This window comes from Aeromonas sp. 55A, from assembly GCF_051919665.1.
Classification (GTDB): Bacteria; Pseudomonadota; Gammaproteobacteria; order Enterobacterales; family Aeromonadaceae; genus Aeromonas; species Aeromonas veronii.
In genome coordinates, this window is the sequence record NZ_JBQBEH010000008.1 from 2,161,687 (window position 1) to 2,184,552 (window position 22,866).

Annotated in this window: 24 protein-coding genes; 20 read left to right on the forward strand and 4 right to left on the reverse strand. The window is 54.2% G+C overall.

Annotation, left to right across the window (positions count from 1 at the left end):
* Positions 1-14 precede the first annotated feature (14 nt).
* Entirely contained in the window at positions 15-317 is a 303-nt protein-coding gene (locus tag ACTG2G_RS14065; protein WP_110304052.1) for an ArsR/SmtB family transcription factor, read from the forward strand.
* Between the two features lie 49 nt (positions 318-366).
* Here the strand turns inward: ACTG2G_RS14065 and rpsT are convergent, their stop codons facing one another.
* Positions 367-630, reverse strand: a complete 264-nt coding sequence (gene rpsT, locus ACTG2G_RS14070) for a 30S ribosomal protein S20 (protein WP_005308808.1) — start codon at positions 628-630, stop codon at positions 367-369.
* Positions 631-821: 191 nt separating this feature from the next.
* On the opposite strand from rpsT, the gene murJ reads away from it, so the two are divergent.
* The 12 genes from murJ (at position 822) to tapY2 (ending at position 14,747) form a co-directional block, all read left to right on the forward strand.
* The gene (gene murJ, locus ACTG2G_RS14075) at positions 822-2,384 is read left to right on the forward strand and encodes a murein biosynthesis integral membrane protein MurJ (protein WP_439985546.1); all 1,563 of its coding nucleotides are present in this window, start codon (positions 822-824) and stop codon (positions 2,382-2,384) included.
* 154 nt (positions 2,385-2,538) lie between these two features.
* On the forward strand, positions 2,539-3,513 hold the full coding sequence (gene ribF, locus ACTG2G_RS14080) for a bifunctional riboflavin kinase/FAD synthetase (RefSeq protein ID WP_019445579.1): 975 nt from the start codon (positions 2,539-2,541) through the stop codon (positions 3,511-3,513).
* On the forward strand, positions 3,513-6,374 hold the full coding sequence (gene ileS / locus ACTG2G_RS14085) for an isoleucine--tRNA ligase (protein WP_439985547.1): 2,862 nt from the start codon (positions 3,513-3,515) through the stop codon (positions 6,372-6,374). Before ribF ends, ileS begins: the two co-directional genes overlap by 1 nt.
* Positions 6,374-6,871 carry a signal peptidase II gene (gene lspA / locus ACTG2G_RS14090; RefSeq protein ID WP_005340447.1) on the forward strand — a complete coding sequence of 166 codons (498 nt, stop codon included), beginning with the start codon at positions 6,374-6,376 and terminating at the stop codon, positions 6,869-6,871. The genes ileS and lspA overlap by 1 nt, the downstream gene beginning before the upstream one ends.
* Positions 6,868-7,320, forward strand: coding sequence for an FKBP-type peptidyl-prolyl cis-trans isomerase (gene fkpB, locus ACTG2G_RS14095; RefSeq protein ID WP_005341354.1), 453 nt, complete (start codon positions 6,868-6,870; stop codon positions 7,318-7,320). The genes lspA and fkpB overlap by 4 nt, the downstream gene beginning before the upstream one ends.
* The gene (ispH, locus tag ACTG2G_RS14100) at positions 7,320-8,255 is read left to right on the forward strand and encodes a 4-hydroxy-3-methylbut-2-enyl diphosphate reductase (RefSeq protein ID WP_201938135.1); all 936 of its coding nucleotides are present in this window, start codon (positions 7,320-7,322) and stop codon (positions 8,253-8,255) included. Before fkpB ends, ispH begins: the two co-directional genes overlap by 1 nt.
* 110 nt (positions 8,256-8,365) lie before the next feature.
* Complete coding sequence (locus ACTG2G_RS14105; protein WP_005358030.1) at positions 8,366-8,770, forward strand: type IV pilin protein; 405 nt, start codon at positions 8,366-8,368, stop codon at positions 8,768-8,770.
* A 3-nt stretch (positions 8,771-8,773) separates the two neighbouring features.
* Positions 8,774-9,343, forward strand: a complete 570-nt coding sequence (pilV, locus tag ACTG2G_RS14110) for a type IV pilus modification protein PilV (protein WP_252656089.1) — start codon at positions 8,774-8,776, stop codon at positions 9,341-9,343.
* Positions 9,340-10,341, forward strand: coding sequence for a PilW family protein (locus ACTG2G_RS14115; protein WP_252656088.1), 1,002 nt, complete (start codon positions 9,340-9,342; stop codon positions 10,339-10,341). The genes pilV and ACTG2G_RS14115 overlap by 4 nt, the downstream gene beginning before the upstream one ends.
* A complete protein-coding gene (tppD, locus tag ACTG2G_RS14120; RefSeq protein WP_101530169.1) occupies positions 10,338-10,775 on the forward strand; it encodes a type IVa pilus pseudopilin TppD in 438 nt (145 codons plus the stop codon). The genes ACTG2G_RS14115 and tppD overlap by 4 nt, the downstream gene beginning before the upstream one ends.
* Before the next feature lie 10 nt (positions 10,776-10,785).
* Positions 10,786-14,469 (forward strand): pilus assembly protein, encoded by a 3,684-nt coding sequence (locus ACTG2G_RS14125; protein WP_439985549.1) that lies wholly within the window; start codon positions 10,786-10,788, stop codon positions 14,467-14,469.
* Complete coding sequence (gene tapY2 / locus ACTG2G_RS14130) at positions 14,466-14,747, forward strand: type IVa secretion system protein TapY2 (protein WP_058053944.1); 282 nt, start codon at positions 14,466-14,468, stop codon at positions 14,745-14,747. The genes ACTG2G_RS14125 and tapY2 overlap by 4 nt, the downstream gene beginning before the upstream one ends.
* Before the next feature lie 27 nt (positions 14,748-14,774).
* Here the strand turns inward: tapY2 and ACTG2G_RS14135 are convergent, their stop codons facing one another.
* Together ACTG2G_RS14135 and ACTG2G_RS14140 are read right to left on the reverse strand one after the other, a co-directional pair.
* Positions 14,775-15,302, reverse strand: coding sequence for a GspH/FimT family pseudopilin (locus ACTG2G_RS14135; RefSeq protein ID WP_439985550.1), 528 nt, complete (start codon positions 15,300-15,302; stop codon positions 14,775-14,777).
* Between the two features lie 98 nt (positions 15,303-15,400).
* Positions 15,401-16,033, reverse strand: coding sequence for a GspH/FimT family pseudopilin (locus ACTG2G_RS14140; protein WP_439985551.1), 633 nt, complete (start codon positions 16,031-16,033; stop codon positions 15,401-15,403).
* 23 nt (positions 16,034-16,056) lie between these two features.
* On the opposite strand from ACTG2G_RS14140, the gene ACTG2G_RS14145 reads away from it, so the two are divergent.
* The 4 genes from ACTG2G_RS14145 to luxS are packed head-to-tail and all read left to right on the forward strand — an operon-like array spanning position 16,057 to position 19,208.
* On the forward strand, positions 16,057-17,679 hold the full coding sequence (locus ACTG2G_RS14145; RefSeq protein WP_439985552.1) for an NAD+ synthase: 1,623 nt from the start codon (positions 16,057-16,059) through the stop codon (positions 17,677-17,679).
* A 9-nt stretch (positions 17,680-17,688) separates the two neighbouring features.
* Entirely contained in the window at positions 17,689-18,027 is a 339-nt protein-coding gene (gene glnB / locus ACTG2G_RS14150; RefSeq protein WP_005308848.1) for a nitrogen regulatory protein P-II, read from the forward strand.
* 50 nt (positions 18,028-18,077) lie between these two features.
* On the forward strand, positions 18,078-18,680 hold the full coding sequence (locus ACTG2G_RS14155) for a transglycosylase SLT domain-containing protein (protein ID WP_439985901.1): 603 nt from the start codon (positions 18,078-18,080) through the stop codon (positions 18,678-18,680).
* An 18-nt stretch (positions 18,681-18,698) separates the two neighbouring features.
* A complete protein-coding gene (gene luxS / locus ACTG2G_RS14160) occupies positions 18,699-19,208 on the forward strand; it encodes an S-ribosylhomocysteine lyase (protein WP_005340462.1) in 510 nt (169 codons plus the stop codon).
* A 325-nt stretch (positions 19,209-19,533) separates the two neighbouring features.
* Here the strand turns inward: luxS and tppF are convergent, their stop codons facing one another.
* Positions 19,534-20,151 carry a type IVa pilus pseudopilin TppF gene (gene tppF / locus ACTG2G_RS14165; protein ID WP_289813715.1) on the reverse strand — a complete coding sequence of 206 codons (618 nt, stop codon included), beginning with the start codon at positions 20,149-20,151 and terminating at the stop codon, positions 19,534-19,536.
* 41 nt (positions 20,152-20,192) lie between these two features.
* Here tppF and ACTG2G_RS14170 point away from each other — a divergent pair, with 41 nt between their 5' ends.
* From ACTG2G_RS14170 to ACTG2G_RS14180, 3 genes are all read left to right on the forward strand, one after another.
* Complete coding sequence (locus ACTG2G_RS14170; protein WP_371154078.1) at positions 20,193-20,966, forward strand: TatD family hydrolase; 774 nt, start codon at positions 20,193-20,195, stop codon at positions 20,964-20,966.
* A gap of 222 nt (positions 20,967-21,188) precedes the next feature.
* A complete protein-coding gene (locus ACTG2G_RS14175; protein WP_279503473.1) occupies positions 21,189-22,463 on the forward strand; it encodes a NupC/NupG family nucleoside CNT transporter in 1,275 nt (424 codons plus the stop codon).
* A gap of 125 nt (positions 22,464-22,588) precedes the next feature.
* On the forward strand, positions 22,589-22,759 hold the full coding sequence (locus ACTG2G_RS14180; RefSeq protein ID WP_005340467.1) for a XapX domain-containing protein: 171 nt from the start codon (positions 22,589-22,591) through the stop codon (positions 22,757-22,759).
* The last annotated feature ends 107 nt before the right edge of the window (positions 22,760-22,866 follow it).

Below are 22,866 nucleotides of genomic sequence, written 5' to 3' on the forward strand. Positions count from 1 at the left end.
AGAGGAGAGATGTGATGCAACTTGAAGAGATGGAAGCCAATGCGAGTAAAGCGGTGGCCTTGCTCAAGGCGCTGGCCAACGAACGGCGGCTGTTTATTCTGTGCCAGTTGCTGGGGCGCGAACTGTCGGTGGGGGAGCTCAACGAGCGACTGGGATTGAGTCAGTCGGCCTTGTCACAGCATCTTGCGCTGCTGCGGCGGGATGAGCTGGTGACGACGCGCAAAGAGGCCCAGACGGTCTACTATTCGCTGCGCAGCCATGAGGTGCGTGAAATGATTAGTTTGCTGCATCGACTTTATTGCAGCGCAGATAAATAAAAAACCGGCACTAAGGCCGGTTTTTTCAGCTTTGATCAGCAGAAGCTGATTAAGCCATAGCTTTGATCTGGGCTGACAGGCGGCTCTTGTGACGAGCAGCTTTGTTCTTGTGGATCAGGCCTTTGGTCGCCATACGATCCATGATCGGCTGAGCAACAGCGAAAGCGGCAGTCGCAGCAGCTTTGTCGCCAGAGGCGATAGCAGCAATGACTTTCTTCAGGTAGGTACGGGTCATGGAACGACGGCTGGCGTTGTGCTGACGGCGTTTTTCTGACTGAAGAGCGCGCTTCTTAGCAGATTTGATGTTAGCCAAGGTAAAACTCCTAAAACTGTCTTAGCGAGTGTATTGAAAAGGCCCGGAAATATGCCCTTCCAACCACATATTGTCAAATGATTTGTGCAAATAAACACCGCCTCCCGGTGGTGTGTCAGTAGGGAGACGGTTAAACTGTCGGCCGATTCTAGCAGCATTCTTTTCATTCTGACAGTTCCAGAGGCCTCGTCTTGAGTAAGAAATTGATCAAATCCGGTATGATAGTGTCCGGAATGACGCTGGCATCCCGCGTAATGGGCTTGGTTCGCGATGTGGTCATCGCAAATCTGCTTGGTGCCGGGGTGGCCGCCGACGTCTTCTTTTTTGCCAATCGCATTCCCAACTTTCTGCGTCGCCTGTTCGCCGAAGGTGCCTTCAACCAGGCCTTTGTTCCCGTGATGACGGAGTACAAGAAAAATGGCGACGAGGGGGAAGTGCGTGAATTGCTGGCTGCGGTGGCGGGTACGTTGGGGGGCATAGTGACTGTGGTCACCCTGCTCGGTGTGCTGGGGTCGGGTGTGCTGACCGCGCTGTTTGGCTGGGGCTGGTTCTGGGACTGGCTGCATGACGGCCCTGCGGCCGAGAAGTTCGAGCTCGCCAGTCTGATGCTCAAAATCACCTTCCCTTACCTCTGGTTCATCACCTTTACCGCCATGGCGGGGGCTATCCTCAACACCTTCGGCCGCTTTGCGGTCTCGTCGTTTACGCCGGTGTTTCTCAACATCACCATGATTGCGGCGGCCTGGTGGATTGCGCCACTGATGGACAAACCTGAGATCTCGCTGGCGATTGGTGTCTTTTTGGGCGGTTTGGTGCAGTTTTTGTTCCAATACCCCTTTTTGCGCCAAATCAACATGCTGGTATGGCCCAAGTGGGGATGGAATCACCCTGGGGTAGTGAAGATCCGCACACTGATGATCCCGGCCCTGTTCGGGGTCTCGGTCAGCCAGATCAACCTGCTGGTCAACACCATGCTGGCTTCCTTCCTGGCGACTGGTGCCATCAGCTATCTCTACTACTCGGATCGCCTGCTGGAGTTCCCCCTCGGGCTGTTTGCGGTGGCCATCAGTACCGTGATCCTGCCAGCGCTGGCCAAGAAGCATGTGGATGCCGATCCGGCGGACTTCTCCCGCACTATGGATTGGGGGGTGCGGATGGTGATGCTGCTCGGCCTGCCCGCCATGATAGGCATTGCGGTCATGCGCGAGCCCATTTTGCGAGTGCTGTTCATGCGCGGCGAATTTGGCCTGCATGAAGTGAGCATGTCGAGCGCCAGCCTGCTGGCCTCCACTACCGGTCTGCTCTCCCTGATGCTGATCAAGGTGCTGGCCCCCGGTTATTACGCCCGTCAGGATACCAAGACGCCGGTGCGGATCGGGGTGATGTCGATGATTGCCAACATGGTCTGCAACCTCATCTTCATCTACCCGCTCGGTTACGTGGGGCTGGCGCTCTCGACCGCCTGCTCGGGCACTCTGAATGCGGCCTTGCTGTTCAAGGGGTTGTACCAGCAGAGCGTCTATCGTCCCTCCCGCCATACTGGCGTGTTCTGCCTCAAGCTGCTGGTCGCCAGCGTGCTGATGGGCTGTGTGCTCGCCTATCTGTCGCCGGATTTGGCCCAGTGGGGGGCGTGGAGCATGGGCAAGGCCAGTTTGCAGCTGACCATGCTGCTGTCGCTGGGGGCTGCGGTCTATGCCGTGGTGTTGCTGCTGCTGGGCATTCGGCCGCGTCACCTTAAATCGGGGCAGCAGTAGCCGTGATCCTGCGGCGCCATGGGGATAGTGCCTCATGGCGCCGCAGGGGGCGTGATTGGGCCCGGATAGTTGAAATCAGGCTATGAGGGCTGACCCTGCCTGCTGCCTGATATATAATCCGCCGATTTCCATGGCAGCAACGCACAAGGCACTGATGGAGCTTATTCGCGGCATTCACAATCTCAAGCCCCGTCACCGGGGATGTGTATTAACCATTGGCAACTTTGATGGGGTTCATCAGGGTCACCATGCGGTATTGGCACGTCTCAAGGAGAAAGCTGCCCAGCTGGGATTGCCCGCCTGCGTCATGCTGTTTGAGCCGCAGCCGCTGGAGCTGTTTGCCGGCACGGCAGCGCCCGCCCGGCTGAGCCGGTTGCGGGAAAAGTACGAAGCGCTGCAGGGGCTGCATATCGATCGCATGCTCTGCGTGCGCTTCAGCCACCGTTTTGCCGAGCAGGCGGCCTCGACCTTCATCGAGCAGTTGCTGGTGGAGAAGCTCGGGGTGCGCTATCTGGTGGTCGGCGATGATTTTCGCTTCGGCAAGGGGCGGGAAGGGGATTTCCACCTGCTGGAGGAGGCGGGTCATCGCTTCGGCTTCGAGGTGATCAGTACCCAGAGCTTCCAGCTCGAACGGCAGCGGGTCAGCAGCACCCTGGTGCGTGAAGCCCTTAAGGCGGGCCGGATGGCGGAAGTGGAGCTGATGCTTGGCCGTCCCTACACCATCAGCGGCCGGGTGGCTCACGGCGACAAGCTGGGGCGCACCATAGGTTTTCCCACCGCTAATCTGGCCCTCAAGCGTCAGGTGATCCCGGTCGGTGGCGTGTTTGCGGTGGAAGTGATATGTTCCGGCAAGACCTTCCCCGGTGTAGCCAATGTGGGTGTACGGCCGACCTTGAGCGGTACACAAGCCAGATTGGAAGTACATCTATTTGATTTTTCTGGTGATCTATATGGTCAGCAGGTCAAGGTGCTGCTTCGCCACAAGCTGCGCGAAGAGCAGAAGTTTGCCTCTTTCACTGCCTTGAAAGAGCAGATCGAACGAGATGCCCTGGCGGCCCGAGCCTGGTTCGGGCTGCCACAATTCAATTTACCCAGCACTCTTTTAGAAAAGAAGGGAACCCAGGACTGATGAGCGACTATAAACACACCCTGAATCTTCCGGAAACCGAGTTTCCGATGCGTGGCGATCTGGCCAAGCGCGAACCCAACATGCTGAAACGTTGGTACGATCAGGATCTCTACGGCGCTATTCGCCGCGCCAAAGCGGGCAAGCCTTCTTTCATTCTGCATGATGGCCCCCCCTATGCGAACGGCAACATTCACATCGGTCACTCGGTCAACAAGATCCTCAAAGACATCATCATCAAGTCCAAGGGCCTCTCCGGTTTCGATTCCCCCTATGTGCCGGGTTGGGATTGCCACGGTCTGCCTATCGAACTGAAAGTGGAAGGCATGGTCGGCAAGCCGGGCGAGAAGGTTTCCGCTGCCGAATTCCGCGCCGAGTGCCGCAAATACGCCAAGACCCAGATCGAAGCGCAGAAGACCGACTTCATCCGTCTGGGTGTGCTGGGCGACTGGGAACACCCCTACCTGACCATGGATTTTGGCACCGAAGCCAACATCATCCGCTCCATGGCCAAGATCGTTGAAAACGGCCACCTGCACAAAGGTTCCAAACCGGTGCACTGGTGTACCGATTGCGGCTCCGCGCTGGCTGAAGCCGAAGTGGAGTACTACGACAAGAACTCCCCTTCCATCGATGTGCGCTTCAAGGCCGTTGATGAGGCATCCGTTGCCGCCAAGTTTGACTGCGCCGAAGGCCACACTGGCAAGGGCCCGATCTCTGCGGTGATCTGGACCACCACTCCGTGGACCCTGCCGGCCAACCGCGCCATCGCTATGCATGCCGACCTCGACTATGCGCTGGTGCAGGTTGAAGGTGAGCACCCAGAGCGTCTGATCCTGGCCGCCGAGCTGGTCAAGGACGTGATGGATCGCGCCGGTATCGAGAAGTTCCACAATCTGGGCTATGCCAAGGGTGCCGCGCTCGAGCTGCTGCGCTTCAACCACCCCTTCTACAGCTTCGATGTGCCGGTGGTACTGGGTGATCACGTTACCCTGGATGCCGGTACCGGCGCCGTACACACCGCCCCTGGCCACGGTCAGGAAGACTTCGTGGTCGGCCAGAAATACGGTCTGGAAGTGGCCAACCCGGTTGGCAGCAATGGCGTTTACCTGCCTGATACCGAACTGTTTGCCGGTCAGCATGTGTTCAAGGCCAATGCCTCCGTGATCGAAGTGCTGACCGAACGCGGCGCCCTACTGCATCACAAGGTGTTCAACCACTCCTATCCGCACTGCTGGCGTCACAAGACCCCGATCATCTTCCGTGCTACTCCGCAGTGGTTCATCAGCATGGAGCAGAAGGGTCTGCGCAAGCGCGCGCTGGAAGAGATCGAGCGCATCGAGAAGGACGGTATTGCCCAGCAAGGCCAGAGCGGCTGGGTACCGGCTTGGGGTAAAAACCGCATTCAGGCGATGGTCGAGAACCGTCCCGACTGGTGTATCTCCCGTCAGCGTACCTGGGGCGTGCCCATCTCCCTGTTCGTCCACAAAGAGACCCAGGAACTGCACCCGGAATCTGTGCGCCTGATGCATGAAGTAGCCAAGCGTGTCGAGCAGTCCGGCATTCAGGCATGGTGGGATCTGGACAAGGCCGAGCTGCTGGGTGCCGATGCCGACATGTATGACAAGGTGCCTGACACTCTGGACGTCTGGTTCGACTCCGGTTCTACTCACGCTTCCGTGGTTGATGCCCGTCCCGAGTTCAATGGCAAGTCGGCCGACATGTATCTGGAAGGTTCTGACCAGCACCGCGGCTGGTTCATGTCCTCCCTGATGATCGGCGTGGCCATGAAAGACAAGGCTCCGTACAACCAGGTGCTGACTCACGGCTTCACCGTGGATGGTCAGGGTCGCAAGATGTCCAAGTCCATCGGCAACGTGGTGAGCCCGCAGGACGTGATGAACAAGCTGGGTGCCGACATCCTGCGTCTGTGGGTAGCGAGCACTGACTACACCGGCGAGATGACTGTCTCCGACGAGATCCTCAAGCGCTCTGCCGATGCTTATCGTCGTATTCGCAATACTGCCCGCTTCCTGCTGGCCAACCTGAACGGCTTCAATCCAGCGACCGACATGGTGGCGCCTGCCGACATGGTGGTGGTGGATCGCTGGGCTGTGGGCCGTGCCAAAGCGGTACAGGCCGAGATCATGGCGGCATTCGACGAGTACAACTTCCACGGTGTAACCCAGAAGCTGATGCAGTTCTGCTCCATCGAGATGGGCTCCTTCTATCTGGACGTCATCAAGGATCGCCAGTACACCGCCAAGGCTGACAGCCTGGCCCGTCGCTCCTGCCAGACCGCCCTCTATCACATCGCCGAGGCCATGGTGCGCTGGATGGCGCCGATCATGAGCTTCACCGCCGATGAAATCTGGACACTGCTGCCGGGTGAGCGCGGCGAGTTCGTCTTCACCGAAGAGTGGTACGACGGCCTGTTCGGGCTGGAAGCGGGTGAAACCCTCAATGACGATTTCTGGGCCGAGATCCTTACCGTGCGTGGTGAAGTGAACAAGGCGCTGGAAGTGGCCCGTGGCGAGAAGCGTATCGGCGGCTCCCTGCAGGCCGAACTGACCCTGTTCGCCAAGCCGGAGCTGGCCGCTCGTCTGAACGCGCTGGCCGATGAGTTGCGCTTCGTGCTGCTCACCTCCAAAGCCAAGGTTGTGGAGGCTGACACTGCGCCGGAAGGCTCTGTGGAGACCGAGCGTGATGACCTGTGGCTGAGCGTGGCCCAGTCTGCTGCCGCCAAGTGCGACCGCTGCTGGCACCATGTAGAAGATGTGGGCACTATCGCGGGTCACGAAGAGATCTGTGGTCGCTGTGTGACCAACGTTGAGGGTGACGGCGAAACTCGTCAATTTGCCTGATGAACATGACTCAACATAAAAGCGGCCTGCGTTGGCTGTGGCTGGCAGTGCTGGCCTTTGTACTGGACCAGGCGAGCAAGCTCGCCGTGGTCAAGTTGCTGCCATTTGGTTACCCGGGGGTGGAGATCACCCCCTTCTTCAATCTGGTTCACGTCTACAACAAGGGGGCCGCATTCAGCTTCCTGGCTGATCAGGGGGGCTGGCAGCGCTGGTTCTTCGCGGTGCTGGCTTTTGCCATCTGTGGATTGCTGATCCACTGGCTGCGCAAGCAGTCGGTGACCCAGCGTTGGAGCGGTATCGCCTATTCACTCATCATCGGCGGCGCCCTCGGCAACGTCTTTGATCGACTGGTGTTGGGCCATGTGGTCGATTTCCTCGACTTCTACTGGCAGCGTGCGCACTGGCCGGCATTCAATCTGGCCGACAGCTTTATCTTTATCGGGGCCGCCATGATCGTGCTGGACGGGTTCCGTGGTGAGAAAAAGGAGCAGGCATGAGCCAGCAGATCACCGCTAACAGCAGCGTGCTGTTCCACTTCTCAATCAAGCTGGAAGATGGCTCAGTTGCCGACAGCACGGCGCTGCACGGCAAACCTGCCCGCCTGCGGATGGGCGATGGCAGCCTGACCCCCACCTTCGAGCAGTGCCTGCTGGGGCTGAGCGAAGGAGAGAGCAAGAGTTTCACGCTGGCGCCGGAAGAGGCCTTTGGCCTCTCCAACCCCGATAACATCTACCATCTCGACCGTGCCAAGTTTGGCGCCGATGTGGAGCCAAAAGTCGGCACCATCATCCTGTTCGATCAGCCCAATGGCAGCGAGCTGCCGGGCATTATCCGGGCGGTAGCCGGGATGTCGGTCACGGTCGATTTTAACCACCCGCTGGCCGGTCATACCGTCACCTTCGAGGTGGAGATCCTGGGCGTTGATGATGAGGAGAAGGTGCATTAATGGATATTCTGCTCGCTAACCCTCGCGGTTTTTGCGCCGGTGTTGATCGCGCCATCAGCATTGTCGAGAGCGCGCTGGAGAAGTTCGGTGCCCCCATCTATGTCCGCCACGAAGTGGTGCATAACCGCTATGTGGTGAACAAGCTGAAAGAGGCGGGCGCTGTCTTCGTCGAGGAGCTGGACGAGGTGCCGGATGACAGCATCGTCATCTTCTCTGCCCACGGTGTGGCCAAGACAGTGCGCGAGATGGCCAAGTCCCGTGCCCTCAAGGTATTTGATGCCACCTGTCCGCTGGTGACCAAGGTTCACATGGAAGTCCATCGCGCCAGTCGCAAGGGCTCCGAAGCCGTGCTTATCGGTCATGCTGGCCACCCCGAGGTGATCGGGACCATGGGGCAGTACGAGAATCGCGAAGGCGGCATGTATCTGGTGGAGACACCGGAAGATGTGGCCAGGCTCAAGGTGAAGAATCCGGATGACCTCTGCTTCGTTACCCAGACCACTCTGAGTGTGGATGAGACCTCTGACGTGATCGATGCGCTGCGCAAGCACTTCCCCAAGATCCAGGGGCCGCGCAAGGACGATATCTGCTACGCCACCCAGAACCGTCAGGATGCGGTGCGGGAGATGGCGGGGCTGGTGGACGCCATGCTGGTGGTGGGGTCTCGCAACTCCTCCAACTCCAACCGTCTGCGTGAGCTGGCCGAGAAGGTGGGCGCCAGAGCCTATCTTATCGACGATGCGTCGATGATCGAGGCGAGCTGGCTGGAAGGCGTGAAGGCGATTGGCGTCACTGCAGGTGCATCAGCCCCCGAGGTGCTGGTGCAAAACGTGATTGCCCGCCTGCGGGAGCTGGGAGGCAAGGTGGTCGCCGAGCATCCTGGCCGTGAAGAGAACGTAGTCTTTGAGGTTCCTCCCGAACTTAGAATAATTTGAGTGCAGCCAGGAAGGCTTAAGAATAAAGTGTGTTGATAATGACGCCGGGTTTGTTCAAGAGACAGGCTCGGCGTTAAACTTATGAAGCAGTCTGTCACCAAGGATGGGGTATGATTGGATACTTTCGTGGTTTTTCTCTTATTGAGTTGATGATTGTCATCGCCATCGTGGCGATTCTTGGCACCATCGCTTATCCCGCCTATCAGCAATATGTGCTGACCAGTCATCGTGTCGAAGCCAAGAGCATGCTGCTCAATGCAGCCAATCGGCAAGAAACCTATTTTATGGATTTCAATCAGTATGCATCCTCTGCAGCTGCTCTTGGTATCAGTAGTGCATCTGAGAATGGTCTGTATCAATTATCCATTGCCGTATCAGGTAACACCTACACCTTGTCAGCCAGTGCTGGCGCGGCGACGGCCCAAGCCAAAGATACCGATTGCACGGTGTTTTCCATTAATCAGTTGGGTGTCAAAAGTGCTTCTGGTGCAGCTAGCAATAGCTGTTGGGAATAGCCTATGTCCATTTATGTTTCATCACATGAGAGAGGATTTAGCCTGCTGGAGGTGATGATCACCGCAGTCATCCTATCGCTGGGGCTGCTTGGTCTGGTTGCTTTGCAAACCCATTCCAAATTTGCCAGTTATGAAGCTCGTCAGCGCACGATTGCCAGCTGGTTGGCTAACGATATGGTCGAACGAGTACGGATAAATCGCGATAGCTGGACCGCATCCGGTGCAGTGACCGTTAATCTTGCTGCCAACTTGCCACGCCCGACATGCGCCGCAGCAGATGGCACAATTAGCGCGTGCAGTGCTGCAGATTTACGTAACGCCGACCTTCACTACTGGCAACAAGCCTTGCTTGGGGCCAGTGTGTCGGGGGCTGCATCTTCCTTGAATTCACCGATAGGTTGCGTGGTGCGGCGGGCCAATAATGTATTGGCTGTCGGGATATTCTGGGCTGGCAAGCAAGAGATATCTGATGGGGGGGCTGCTGCCGCCGCAGCAACGCTGATCAATGAGTGTCAACTCTCGACAGCAAATAATCTTTCGAGGCGCCAGTTTATTCTGACGACGACTTTATGAATTCTCGCGGTTTCACGCTGGTAGAGTGGCTAGTCGCTATGCTGCTCGGTCTATTTTTGTTGGCGGGGGTATTCACAGTTTTTGTGATGTCTCGCTCCAGCTCTGAAGATGCCTTTGATCAAAGTGAATTACAGGAAAATGGTCGATTGGCCATTCGGTTGATCAGCCAGGATATCAAATGGGCTGGCTTTTTTGGAGCTTATACCGGCCAGCCTGTACAGATTGGCCCTTCTTTAAGAAATGACATTGTAATTGATGACGATGATGACTGCTTGGATGAACGTGACGTTGGCAGCTTACCATCAAATAAAGCGCCCATCAGGGGACTATGGGTGAGTCGGGTCTCGGCCACCAAATCGCTAGAGGGACTCACCTGTATTAAAGAGGCTGACCGAGTAGCTAATTCGGACGTGATCAGTATAAAGCGGCTGGTTGGGCGACCTATTCCTGAGACCGAAAATTTGGATGAAAATCGTTTTTATATGGCGACCAATAGCCAAGAGGCGAGAGTTATTCGCGGTATTAAGGGGAGCAATACCAGACCGATCTTTGGGGCCAATAATGAAAGTCAGCTTTGGGAATATCAGCACTATATCTATTACCTGTCACAAGATAATAGTATTCCGGTTCTGCGCAAACGTTACTTGACGGCTAATAGTGGCTCTTTCGAGATTGGAGGCGCTATGGCTGAAGGGGTAGAGAATATGGTGCTGATGTTCGGTGTCGATGACTCTGTTATCCCTGATGGGCGGATCGACAGATATCTCTCAGCAGACCAGATGACCACCCAGCTCTGGAATGAAGGTCGAGTATTGGGAGTTCGGTTGTTTTTATTAATCAGAGCGGCGAAAGAGTCTGCACGTTACAAAAATAATAACACCTATCAACTTGGCAATCTGCCCCCGATAAAAGGCAATGGCGATGGCTATCGCCGCCTATTGCTGGAAAGCAGCATCGCATTGCGTAACCCGCAAATTGTTACCCGGAGTGGCACATGAGATCGTTTCAACAACAGCAAGGGATTGCACTGATAGTCGCACTGGTTATTCTGGTTCCTTTGACTTTGATTGCGGTAGTCGTCATGCAATCCAGTGGTATGAGTCTGAAGATGGCGGGTTCTAGTGCCAGTTTGCAACGGGCAGAACACGAAGTTGAAGGTACTCTGGAGTCTGCATTGAGCGATACTTCTCTCTCAACACAAATTGCAACGCAGGCAATTGGTACTTCGGCGGCAATAGGCACTACCACTCCTGCTACTACCCTGACAGTCAATACAGAAAGTGTATGCAAACGAAAATTTGAAGCCAGTAGCCAGAATGTAACGCCAGCTTGTCGTTATGCTGAAGCCACTACATCCAGTGCTTATGGCAAGGTGAATAGCCAAATGACCTTTACTGCCGGGGTCGAACAGCCCCTGTTAAGTGCCAATTAGGGAGCCAGTAATGAACATAAGGAACTGTTTATTAACAAGCTTGCTGGTATTGTGTAGCGGAATATCCAGCACATCTATGGCTGTGGGCACTGGTTATTCAGATGATACCGAGTTGTTTATTTATGACTTTGCCAAGGCGGGGGATTTTCGGCCAAAGGTGCTCTTTATATTCGATACTTCAGGCAGTATGGGCGAAAAAACTTTGCTAGGAAAGGAAGAGTATGACCCTGAATTTTCCTATCCCAAGTTGGCGAAAAATGATGATGGCAGTAATAGTTTTTTGTACTATTCAACGGGCGGAACGCCTCCGCAAAAACTAGACAGTAACAATAGCAGACGATTCGCAACGAATAAAAATGCTTGTGCCACATCTCGGGAACCTCTTAACCAAATTGGACTGTTTTCATCTATCTATTGGAATTATGAGGTGTCTGGCAAGAAAGGGGAGTGGAAGCCATTAAAAAACTATGCGTCCAATACAACCAATATAGTGGATTGCCAACAGGATATTTCAGCAAAAAACAATGATAATAGCGGTTTTACCGGGTCATATAAGTCTATCTCTGGAACAACTAAGGGTTACCCAGTAAATAGATATAATAATACTGGCGTTAATATTCCATGGGATGATAGTGCTACACCTGTCGCCCCGAATACGGGGGGGGCAGAAGTGCTGACCATATATACCGCCAACTATTTGCGTTGGTACTATGCCCCTTCCGCTATTCCCGCATCGAGACTAAGTGTAGCCAAACAGGCGCTGAGGGAGTTGGTTCGCTCTACGCCAGCGGTAGATTTTGGCCTTGCAGTGTTTAACCAAAATGATGGTGACGGCAGCACCAATAAAAATGGTGGTCGTATTATTAGGCACATAATGGGTAATGACGCTATCTTGGCTGGCGGCAAAACAGGCGAACAGGATCTTATTGACAAGTCAAATAGCCTTACGGCGGAGGGATGGACGCCTTTGTGCGAAACCTTGTATGAGGCATACCGTTATTTTGGTGGCGCGGGTGTTGATTTTGGGAATGATGATTCTAATCGAAATCCAAAACGTGATCCAAATTCAGAGTCGCCAGCAGGTATTTATAAATCCCCCTATGATAAGTGTTCCAGTAATGGTTATATCATATACATGACTGATGGTGCTCCAACAAATGATAAAGCTGCTGATGAGTTGGTGAAAAAGTTACTTGAAGATAAGAATTTTTTGCCAGCAAATATTAAAGATAAAGACCCAGTCCCTTATGGAACAGGAAAAGAAACAAGCTACCTTGCTGCACTTGCTAGTTATATGAAAAATAGTGATGTCAATAAATCTGCAGATGGCAAGCAAACAGTCACAACATTCACCGTTGGCTTTGGAGATGAAGCGATTAAAGGTGCTGGGGAGTTGCTGGCAAAAACTGCCAGTCGTGGTGGCGGTAAATATTATCCCGCCACCGATGCAACTCAGCTTAATGAGGCGTTAAAGTCATCATTGCTGGCCATCTTGAAGATGAATACCTCGCTGGTCTCTCCCGCGATTGCCACTAATAACTTTGACCGTACTCGCAGTCTGAATAATATTTATTACGCAATGTTTGAGCCTGGTTCTGGTCCACGATGGAAGGGAAATCTTAAAAAGCTGGTTCTGAATCCAGATAAGGGTTATGTAGTCGATCAGGGGGGCTTACCTGCGATTTCCAGTGATGGAACAATTCTTGAATCAACAAAAACCTATTGGTCATCCACCAGTGATGGTAACAAGGTTGCCGAGGGGGGAGTGCAAGAGATGCTGGCAGCCAAAACTAATCGCAAAATTTATGTGATTCCCCCCTCCACCAATACATTAAGTGAATTTAGCAAGTCAGCGCTTGAAAATATGGCTGGTGGGGCTGATCAGCTTCGCACAGTGATGGGGCTGGACAGTAATGATAATGTCGATAGCATTATTGATTGGGCGAAAGGTCTGGATGCATTTAATGAGGATAGTGATAGCACAACGACAATTCGTGAGCATATTCTTGGTGATCCCCTTCATTCAAGGCCGTTGGTGATAAATTATGGTTGCACGGTATTGACAGGACAAACGTCGTGTAACCCTGATCTGCGAATCGTGATGGGGAGTAATGCTGGCTTCTTGCATATGTTTAAAGACAGTGTCACCACGGTTGATGAAAGCTGGGCCGTTATGCCCTATCAATTTATCGCCAATCAGAAAGCCTTGCAGGAAAATCTTGAATCATCAGTGCATCTCTATGGTGTGGATGCATCGCCCACTGTGTTGGTCAATGAGCAAGTCAAAGATGGTCATATCCAGTCGTCACAAGGTGACAAGGTTTGGTTATTTACCGGGTTGCGTGGCGGTGGCAAGGCATATTATGCCTTAAATATATCAAATCCGGATTCCCCTTCGCTAATGTGGAAGTTGGATAAAAATAGTTCCGGTTTCGGAAAACTGGGCGAGACTTGGTCTATTCCAGAAGTGGCATTTATTCCTGGCCATCATATAACTGATGCTAGTGGAAAAATGATATACAAGCCGGTTTTGATTTTCTCGGGTGGCTACGCTCAGGCAAAAAGCTCCTTGGGGCAGGGGACTGAGGATAGTGAAGGATTAGGGGTTTATATTGTTGATGCTGAGACGGGCTCTCTATTGTTCAGCTTTACTCCTGATGCTGATGAAAATAATGTAAATCACAAGCAAGTGGCGGCCATGGTTTATAGCATGCCAGGCTCTGTCTCCGTGTTGGATAGCGATGGGGATGGTATTTCAGACCGGATCTATGCCGGTGATACCGGTGGTCAGATCTGGCGTATCGATATGAAGGGGACAAAGAAGTCCGAGTGGACGGCCATCAAGTTTGCCAGTTTGGGTAATGCCCATTTAAGTGGAGATGATAAGAAGCTGGTAGACGACCGTCGCTTCTTTACTCAGCCGGTATTGGTGCGAACTCTGAATAAAGGGTGGTCGTGGAATAGTCAAAATAGTGAATACAATTATGGTGAGCGCCCGTTTGATGCGGTATTGATTGGATCTGGTGATCGTAACCGTCCCTCCTCGGAGGCAACCACCAAAAATGTCTATGTGATGCTACGTGACTACCATGTCAATCCGACCTTGTTTGGGGCAACATCTGAACCAGACGTACCATCAAGTATCACGTTGGACGACCTCTACGATGTGACCAGCGATCCTTTTACGGGTTTGAATGAAGAGCAGATTGTAAACACCACCAAGGCGTTGACCAGCAAGCTAGGATGGAAATTCTGGCTCAATGAAAGCGGTGAAAAATCAATGGGGGCTGGTTTGGTGTTGCAAGGCAAGCTTTATTTCACCTCCTTCTTGCCTCAGGTACAGGACTTCCAACAATGTACGATTCAATCAATCGGTGCTATGCGCCAGTATATGATTGATATGCATTACGGTACTTCGTTCAAATATGTGCTGGATAGTAACAATCAGGAGGTTATTCAGCGTTACGTAGAGGTGCAAAATAAGGTTGCTGATGATCTGGTTATTCATGGTGGGGATGATGGCCGGATCAGGATTATAGGTGGTGCTCCGGGCAAGGAGGTCATTCTCAAAAATGAGGGGCAGGGAGAGCCTGAGCGCTGTACCGGTGAAGGAGAATGCTCACAAGGTGCGGAGGAGGCAAAAATGGATATGTCTCCCAAGAAAATTTATCTCTATGAAGGAGAACAGAGATGAAACGCATGCTGCTCTGGTGTGTGGGCCTACCCTTGTTGGTTCAGGCTCAAACGGAAGACATAAAATGTTATGTCACTCTGGAAGGTGGCGTGCAGATGGTGTTGCAGCAACCGGTCGCCGATACCAGCAAGGCAAATCTGGTCAGGGTGTTTAAACAGAAAGGTTATGAGATTGATGGAGTGGTGCACCTTGTCACAGAGGTAATCGAGTGTGTTCCTTTGGCCGCCACCTTTTCGCTGGCTGATGCAAAAAAACAAGATGAAATCCAACCCAGATAACGCTGCTGGGAGAGTAGGGGATAGGGGCTAAGAACAACTCGGCCCCTTTTTCTCACTTCTGTTTCGACCGGATGGCGAGATGATGATATCGACTCGGGGTGCCTGGTCGATACAGAACCTGAGTGTCATGTTGGTGCCAATCGCAGTACCATCTGGGCTAAAGCGTACAAATTGTCGATTGGCCGTGACGATATGTTTTTCAAGAAAGGGTTCAGTTGCTGATAACAAGATATCGCCACTTGCAATATCGAATTGGCGATCCTGATTAGTGTCGATAAAGACAAGCATGCGCTGGGCGCCTGCTTGATTTGCGAGTACGCAGCTTTCTTTTGTGGAGTTCCTGATAGGCATGGCAAGACATACTGTGACGGGTTGCTGCTGTGTGATGGCTTGCCGTTGGCCGAAGATCAGATGATCCTGCAGGTTTCTGGTGTAGATGTCGCTGTCGGTGGTTGTCAGCAGATTCGCCAATGACGGCACTCCCAAGGTCAGCAGGATGGTAGTCAGGCTTACTGATATCAAAAACTCAAGCAGGGTAAATCCATTTCGTGCCATAGCGTATGAGTCCTTGTTCAAAGGAGACTCTAAGCATAGCTATTGGATTGAAATGGATCCTTTGGCGTTCGTGTGTGTTTCGCTGTAGTTAACGCGGGTCATGGACATACAGCACCACTTGCCTGGCTATGGGCACGCCCGGCAGGCATAACTTCAATCTCAATGCCCTTTTCACCGCTAATACAGAGTGAAAATATAACCTTATTGGCAGAAGCCAGGGTGCCATCAGGGAGGAAACGCAGGGATTTTGCATCAACGGAAATAGCCAGTTGTGCAGGAAGCGCGGGACTTGCCGTCAGAGTTGTTTCGCTGCCATTGAGCTTCTGGTCGGGACTACTGTCAATAAAGACTAACAGCCGAGTTGCTCCGTGGGTAACACACTCCTCTTCAGTACCGTTGGTGGTGGTCAGGCAAAGCGTGACGGTCTGCTGGTTGGAGATAGCCTGTTGTCTGGCATAGTTTAAGTGGTTTAGCAGGCTCTTTTCCTGGGTTGCCAAAATATTGCTGCCAAGCAGGTTAGAGAGGGAAGGAATACCAATCCCCAACAGAATGACGCCCAGCGCAATGGCTATCATCAACTCCATAAGGGTAAATCCGGCGTTTTTCATATCTGCGAAGGCCTGTCTTTCCGTGACTACATACAGCTTATCCCTCCTGCTGATTGCTGTCACATGGTTACGCCCGTCTTGAACTGGCAGATTGCCCCCCTTTTCTTTATCATTCCCCATCATTTTTGATTTTAAGATGCATCGCCATGGCAAAAGCCCTCTCTCTGATGCTTGCCCAGTTGAATCTGACGGTAGGCGCCATCGAAGATAACACTGACAAAGTGCTCGCTGCGGCGGCTCAGGCCGAGCAGCAAGGTGCTGATCTGCTGGTCTGCTCCGAGCTGGCCCTGACTGGCTATCCGCCGGAGGATCTGCTGCTGCGTGCCGATCTGATGATCCGGGTCGATGCCGCGCTGGCTCGCGTTGCCGCATGGCAGGGCAACTGTGCCATTTTGGTGGGGCACCCCTGGCGTGAAGGTGAGGCGCTCTATAACGCCGCCTCCCTCTATGAGCAGGGCAAGCTAATTGCCCGTTACTTCAAGCAAGACTTGCCCAACTACGGGGTATTCGACGAGAAGCGCTACTTCACCGCTGCAAACGAGACCTGCGTGGTTCCCTTCCGTGGTTACCAACTGGGCTTGCTCATTTGTGAAGACCTGTGGCAACCGGGCCCGGCGCTGGCCGCCAGGGCGGCGGGGGCCGAGCTGCTGCTCACCATCAATGCATCGCCGTACGATCAGGAAAAACCCTGGATCCGCCGCGAGCTGATGGCGGAGCGCTGCGATCAGACTGGCCTGCCGCTGGTCTATCTCAATCAGGTCTGTGGTCAGGATGAGTTGATTTTCGACGGCTGCTCCAAGGTGTTCAACAGCCAGGGCGAGCTGACCCTCAAGCTCGCTCCGTTTGCCGAAGAGTTGGCGCTGGTACGTTTTGCCGATGGCCAGCCGGTGAAAGAGCGGGAACCCGCGGCGCCGCTGGAACCCTTGGCCGAGACCTATCAGGCGCTGGTGCTGGCGGTACGTGACTATGTCACCAAGAACGGTTTTCAGGGGGCGGTGCTGGGCCTCTCCGGCGGGATCGACTCGGCGCTGACGCTCGCTATCGCGGCCGATGCCATCGGGGCGGACAAGGTACAGGCGGTGATGATGCCGTTCCGCTACACCGCCCAGATGAGTGTGGAGGATGCCAAGGAGCAGGCCGAGCGGATGGGGGTTGAGTTCAACATCATCTCCATCGAGCCTATGTTCGAAGGGTTTATGACCCAGCTGGCGCCGCTGTTTGAAGGTACCGCCCGCGATACCACCGAAGAGAACCTGCAGGCCCGCTGCCGCGGTGTGCTGCTGATGGCGCTCTCTAACAAGCGTCGTCGTATCGTGCTGACCACCGGTAACAAGAGCGAGATGGCGGTCGGCTATGCCACGCTGTACGGTGACATGGCCGGTGGCTTCGACGTGCTGAAAGATGTGCCCAAAACGCTGGTCTTCAAATTGTGCGAATATCGCAACTCGGTCGACTACGTTATCCCTCAGCGGGTTATCGACCGTCCGCCTTCGGCAGAATTGGCACCGGATCAGGTGGATCAGGACAGTCTGCCCCCGTACGACATCCTGGATGCCATCCTCAAGCGCTACGTGGAAGAGGATGCCTCGGTCGCCGACATGGTGGCAGAAGGGTTCGAGGAAGCGGTGGTGCGCAAGGTGATCCGCTTGGTGGATCTCAACGAATACAAGCGCCGTCAGGCGGCGGTCGGGCCCCGCATTACGGCTCGCAACTTTGGTAAGGATCGCCGTTACCCCATTACATCCGGGTTCGGCAAACAGAACTGGTAAGGAGTCACCATGAAGAAGATTGAAGCCATCATCAAACCGTTCAAGCTGGACGATGTGCGCGAGGCCCTGGCCGAGATCGGCATCAACGGCATGACCGTATCCGAAGTCAAAGGCTTCGGCCGCCAGAAGGGCCATACCGAGCTCTATCGCGGCGCCGAATATATGGTCGACTTCCTGCCGAAAGTGAAGGTGGAGCTGGTGGTGCAGGACGAGGATCTCGATGCCTGTCTGGAAGCGATCCAGAACACCGCCCGCACCGGCAAGATTGGTGATGGCAAGATCTTCGTCTGCGAGGTGGAGCGTGTCATTCGTATCCGTACCGGCGAAGAGAACGAAGACGCGATCTGACCTTGGCTATCTCTTTACCTGACCAGAGGTGCGAAGTGCTGCCTCATTTGATGGGGTGGCTGCGCTTCGTGGTGGTCGCCAGCCTGTTGGCGGGCCTGACTGCTTGCAGTACCCGTCCACCGGCTCAGCCGGAGAATCTGTGCCAGATCTTTCGCGAGAAGCCTGATTGGCACAAGGCCGCGCTCAAGATGAACGAGAAGTGGGGGACGCCGATCCATGTGGTGATGGCCATGATGTATCAGGAGTCCTCTTACGTACATGATGCCCAGCCGTCGATGCAGTATTTCCTCTTCATTCCGACCGGGCGGGCCAGTTCGGCTTATGGTTATGCTCAGGTCAAAGATGAAACTTGGGCGGATTACCAGCGAGAAACCGGCAACAGCTGGAGTGACCGCGATGATTTTGCCGACGCCATCGATTTTATGGGTTGGTACACTAACAAGGCCCAGCGGCTCAATGGCACCTCCAAGTGGGATGCCTATGGCCAGTACCTCAACTATCACGAAGGGTGGGGTGGCTACCGGCGTGGCAGCTATCGCAGCAAGGGGTGGTTGATGAAGACCTCTCGCAAGGTAGAGGCTCGCGCCCAGCGCTACGGCGCCCAGTACCGTCAATGCAAGGATCAGCTCTCCCGCAGGGGCTGGTTCTGGTAACCAAATCAGGAGTCAGAAATGCCGTTATTGGACAGTTTTACCGTTGACCACACCCGTATGGAAGCGCCAGCGGTGCGTGTGGCCAAGACCATGCAGACCCCGAACAAGGACACTATTACCGTGTTCGACCTGCGTTTCTGCGTACCGAATCAGGAGATCCTCTCCGAGCGCGGTATCCATACGCTGGAGCACCTGTTCGCCGGTTTTATGCGTGATCACCTGAACGGCAATGGAGTGGAGATCATCGATATCTCCCCCATGGGTTGCCGTACCGGTTTCTACATGAGCCTGATCGGTGCGCCTGACGAAGCCCGTGTTGGCGCAGCCTGGCAGGCAGCCATGAGCGATGTGCTGACCGTGCAGGATCAGGCCAAGATCCCCGAGCTGAACGAGTATCAGTGCGGCACCTACAGCATGCACTCGCTGGAAGAGGCGCACGCCATCGCCCGTCATGTGCTGGAGCGCGGTATCGGCGTCAACCACAACGACGAGCTGGCCCTGCCGGAAGAGAAGCTGAAGAGTCTGTGAGGCTGATGAGCTGTCGCTCATCGGATAATCTCTTCAGGGAATGTTAAAAGAGCCGGTCAGCCATGCTGACCGGCTCTATTTTATTCAGCCCGATCGCGGTTATGGGGATGACTTGCTCCTCTTGCTGACTCTGATTAGGATGGTTTTTGACCTGAACCTGTTGGCGGAGGTGTGACGATGAAAGGGGTATTGCTGCGTTGGCTGGCCCGTTATGACGCGTGGTGCGAGGAGTGGGGGCTCACCCAGGAGAACCGGCGCTGCTGCACGCCGGTTCGTTATGATGATGATTCAAGCAAAGAGCGAGCTTGCGCAGAAGAGGCTGAACTCAATCAAAATTGCGGGTCACGGCACCAGTAACGCTGTTGTACTCGAAGCCGAGGCCGTTTTCATACTCTGAGTCAGCCGGGAAGCGACCCATCGAGTCGCGCAGGATATAGCGGCAGTTATCGTGGTGTAGTCCATTTTCAACCTGGCTGGGGATTTCAATTATTTGCGAGTAATAATCAGCTTTTTCCTCTAATTTCTTTGAGACTGTTTGGTCTGTGTCGAGGAGTGCCTCGAATAGGAGTTCGCAGTCGTTTATGCTGCTTACTGATATTTGCTCGCTAGTTCCTCCTGTAAAAATGACATCAGTTCCTTGTATGTTGTAGTCTTCTTCTGTCCCCACAGGCCAGCCGTAGTGGTTGATATCCAGATCTTTCTTGCCCATCCCACTGAAGTTATACAGTGCGAGGTCTTGTCCCTGAACTTTCACCGCCCAGCCAGCATGAGCCAACTGAACTGCACCGGCAAAGCTGCCTGCGGTCGCCGAGACCGTGCTTTTCAGGGCATCATCCTTGATATTGATAAAGCGGGGCAGGGCGGTGACGGCCAGGATCCCCAGCACTATGATCACCAGCACCAGTTCAATCAGGGTAAAGCCGTTGTTTCTGTTGTTCATCATGTTCAATGACCCATTAAATACCGCAAACAGGTGTGAGTGATATGCAGCTGATAGATACCCATTGCCATCTCGACTTTCCGGTGTTCGACCAGGACAGGGAGGCACTGCTGGCCCGTTGTCGGGCATTGGGGGTGACGGAGTATATCATTCCTGCCATCGCAGAGGATAACTGGACTCGTGTGATGGCACTGGCAGAGCAACATGACGGCCTCTTTTATGGTCTGGGCATTCATCCCTGGTATACCGGTGAGCAGCGTGAGGGGGTGATGGAGCGGCTGCGAACGCTGGTAATGAGCCAGCCTGCCGGGCTGGTGGCCATAGGCGAGTGCGGGCTGGACCTCCGTTCTCACGTGCCGCAGGAGGGGCAGCTTGCGCTGTTTGAGGCTCAGATCCGGCTGGCTGCCGATGTCGGGCTTCCCCTGATGATCCACTCGGTGCGCGCCAATGACACTGTGGCCAAGCTGTTGCGCCGCTTCAAGCCGCCACGTGGCGGGGTGATCCATGCTTTCAGCGGTTCGTTGCAGCAGGCGGAGGCCTTCTGGCAACTGGGCTTTCGACTCGGGGTGGGCGGGGTAATCAGTTTTGAACGGGCGAACAAGACGCGAGAGGTATTTCGGGCCATGCCGCTCGAGGCCCTGGTGCTGGAAACCGATTCGCCCGATATGCCCTTACAAGGTGAGCAAGGCACCCGGAATACCCCGGAAGCGCTGCCGAAAATAGCGGAAATATTGATGACCTTGCGGGAGGAATCATCAGCGGATGTTACCAAGGTGTTATTTGAAACTGCCCGGCATATTTTCCATCACGACCAATAGCCATGAAACAAATTTGCAACACCTGATTTAGTTGTCAGGAAAAAAAATGAGCGTAAAAATCGTTTGCTGTCTAATTTTGTGACACTTGGACATTTTGATAACGATAAAATGTGACCAGCATTCTATTTTATCGGACTTTAATTAGTATAATGCGCTCCCCTTGATTAGTTGGGTTTAATAACAACTCGCTAACAAGCCAGGTGCTACTAGAGGAAGATAATAATGAATTTGTTCATGGGTCTGGTAGGGATGGCGGCGCTCGTCCTTATCGCGGTGCTGTTCTCCAGCAATCGCAAGGCAATCAACGTCCGTACCGTTGTCGGTGCGTTCGCAATTCAAGCCGGTCTGGGGGCATTTGTTCTCTATGTTCCGGTTGGTCGCGATATCCTGGTCGGCGTGTCCGACGCGGTATCCAGCGTGATCAGCTACGGCCAGAACGGGATCGACTTCCTGTTTGGCGGTCTGGTCAGCAACAAGATGTTTGAAGTGTTCGGTGGCGGCGGCTTTGTCTTTGCCTTCCGTGTTCTGCCGGTCATCATCTTCTTCTCTTCCCTGATTGCAGTGCTCTATTACCTGGGCATCATGCAGATGGTCATCAAGTTGCTGGGCGGCGGTCTGCAGAAAGTATTGGGTACTTCCCGCACCGAATCCCTCTCTGCAACTGCCAACATCTTCGTCGGTCAGACCGAAGCGCCGCTGGTGGTTCGTCCCTACATCGCCAAGATGACTGACTCCGAGCTGTTCGCCGTCATGTGTGGTGGTCTGGCTTCCGTTGCCGGTTCCGTACTGGCCGGTTACGCCTCCATGGGCGTGAAGATGGAGTACCTGATTGCTGCCTCCTTCATGGCTGCACCGGGTGGTCTGCTGTTCGCCAAACTGCTGGTTCCCGAAACCGAGACCCCGAACTACGACGAAAGCTCTGCCGATGCCGAGCTGGATGACAAGCCTGCCAACGTCATTGACGCTGCTGCTGCTGGCGCCTCTGCCGGTATGCAACTGGCCCTGAACGTCGGCGCCATGCTGCTGGCCTTCATCGGTCTGATCGCCATGATCAACGGCATCTTCTCCGGTGTGGGTGGCTGGTTCGGTTATCCGCAACTCTCTCTGGAACTGCTGCTGGGCTGGATCTTCTCCCCGCTGGCCTTCTTGATCGGTGTGCCTTGGAATGAAGCAGTGGTTGCCGGTTCCTTCATCGGTCAGAAGCTGGTAGTGAACGAGTTCGTGGCTTACCTGAACTTCGCTCCGTACCTGAAAGACGAAGTGCTGATCAACGGTGTGGCCATGTCCGATCACACCAAGGCGATCATCTCCTTCGCACTGTGTGGTTTTGCCAACCTCTCCTCTGTTGCCATCCTGCTGGGTGGTCTGGGGTCCATGGCGCCGAACCGCCGCGGCACCATTGCACGCTTTGGTCTGAAAGCCGTACTGGCTGGCTCTCTGTCCAACCTGATGTCTGCCACTATCGCAGGCTTCTTCCTGGCACTGTCCGGCATGTAATCGCCGCCTGACTGACAGGGTATAAACACGAACGCCACGGCATCTGCCGTGGCGTTCGCGTATGGAGCGGTGACAACCGTTTTCCTATCTAAACTAATAATAAAATGAGTCAAATCGGAGGTTATATGAATGAAGTGCTACTGGCGATGGTGGCCGGCTTTATAGTTGGTTTGTTGTTTTCTTTCCTCAAATTGCCGATCCCGGCGCCTCCCGTTTTATCCGGGGTAATGGGGATCGTCGGGGTCTATCTGGGGGGATTGGCCTACTCCTGGATCCTGACTCGTTTCTTTTCGTAAGGCTTTTTTAGACCTGGATTTGCCAGATGTGAGGTACCTCTGAAATTGGCAAATCCGGCTTGCAAACAGGGGGTATCTCGGCTGAAATAGGCGTTGCCAGCAGGGTG

What these genes read in the sequence shown, in the direction of transcription:
- lspA (WP_005340447.1), top strand. Translation starts at nt 6,374, where the DNA reads ATGAACATGACTCAACATAAAAGCGGCCTGCGTTGGCTGTGGCTGGCA.
- ACTG2G_RS14180 (WP_005340467.1), top strand. Translation starts at nt 22,589, where the DNA reads ATGAATGAAGTGCTACTGGCGATGGTGGCCGGCTTTATAGTTGGTTTG.
- tapY2 (WP_058053944.1), top strand. Translation starts at nt 14,466, where the DNA reads ATGAAACGCATGCTGCTCTGGTGTGTGGGCCTACCCTTGTTGGTTCAG.
- ispH (WP_201938135.1), top strand. Translation starts at nt 7,320, where the DNA reads ATGGATATTCTGCTCGCTAACCCTCGCGGTTTTTGCGCCGGTGTTGAT.
- ACTG2G_RS14135 (WP_439985550.1), bottom strand. Translation starts at nt 15,302, where the DNA reads ATGGCACGAAATGGATTTACCCTGCTTGAGTTTTTGATATCAGTAAGC.
- luxS (WP_005340462.1), top strand. Translation starts at nt 18,699, where the DNA reads ATGCCGTTATTGGACAGTTTTACCGTTGACCACACCCGTATGGAAGCG.
- fkpB (WP_005341354.1), top strand. Translation starts at nt 6,868, where the DNA reads ATGAGCCAGCAGATCACCGCTAACAGCAGCGTGCTGTTCCACTTCTCA.
- ACTG2G_RS14125 (WP_439985549.1), top strand. Translation starts at nt 10,786, where the DNA reads ATGAACATAAGGAACTGTTTATTAACAAGCTTGCTGGTATTGTGTAGC.
- ACTG2G_RS14115 (WP_252656088.1), top strand. Translation starts at nt 9,340, where the DNA reads ATGAATTCTCGCGGTTTCACGCTGGTAGAGTGGCTAGTCGCTATGCTG.
- tppD (WP_101530169.1), top strand. Translation starts at nt 10,338, where the DNA reads ATGAGATCGTTTCAACAACAGCAAGGGATTGCACTGATAGTCGCACTG.
- glnB (WP_005308848.1), top strand. Translation starts at nt 17,689, where the DNA reads ATGAAGAAGATTGAAGCCATCATCAAACCGTTCAAGCTGGACGATGTG.
- tppF (WP_289813715.1), bottom strand. Translation starts at nt 20,151, where the DNA reads ATGATGAACAACAGAAACAACGGCTTTACCCTGATTGAACTGGTGCTG.
- ACTG2G_RS14105 (WP_005358030.1), top strand. Translation starts at nt 8,366, where the DNA reads ATGATTGGATACTTTCGTGGTTTTTCTCTTATTGAGTTGATGATTGTC.
- ACTG2G_RS14140 (WP_439985551.1), bottom strand. Translation starts at nt 16,033, where the DNA reads ATGATGGGGAATGATAAAGAAAAGGGGGGCAATCTGCCAGTTCAAGAC.
- pilV (WP_252656089.1), top strand. Translation starts at nt 8,774, where the DNA reads ATGTCCATTTATGTTTCATCACATGAGAGAGGATTTAGCCTGCTGGAG.
- ACTG2G_RS14175 (WP_279503473.1), top strand. Translation starts at nt 21,189, where the DNA reads ATGAATTTGTTCATGGGTCTGGTAGGGATGGCGGCGCTCGTCCTTATC.
- ileS (WP_439985547.1), top strand. Translation starts at nt 3,513, where the DNA reads ATGAGCGACTATAAACACACCCTGAATCTTCCGGAAACCGAGTTTCCG.
- ACTG2G_RS14145 (WP_439985552.1), top strand. Translation starts at nt 16,057, where the DNA reads ATGGCAAAAGCCCTCTCTCTGATGCTTGCCCAGTTGAATCTGACGGTA.
- ACTG2G_RS14170 (WP_371154078.1), top strand. Translation starts at nt 20,193, where the DNA reads ATGCAGCTGATAGATACCCATTGCCATCTCGACTTTCCGGTGTTCGAC.
- ACTG2G_RS14065 (WP_110304052.1), top strand. Translation starts at nt 15, where the DNA reads ATGCAACTTGAAGAGATGGAAGCCAATGCGAGTAAAGCGGTGGCCTTG.
- ribF (WP_019445579.1), top strand. Translation starts at nt 2,539, where the DNA reads ATGGAGCTTATTCGCGGCATTCACAATCTCAAGCCCCGTCACCGGGGA.
- ACTG2G_RS14155 (WP_439985901.1), top strand. Translation starts at nt 18,078, where the DNA reads ATGGGGTGGCTGCGCTTCGTGGTGGTCGCCAGCCTGTTGGCGGGCCTG.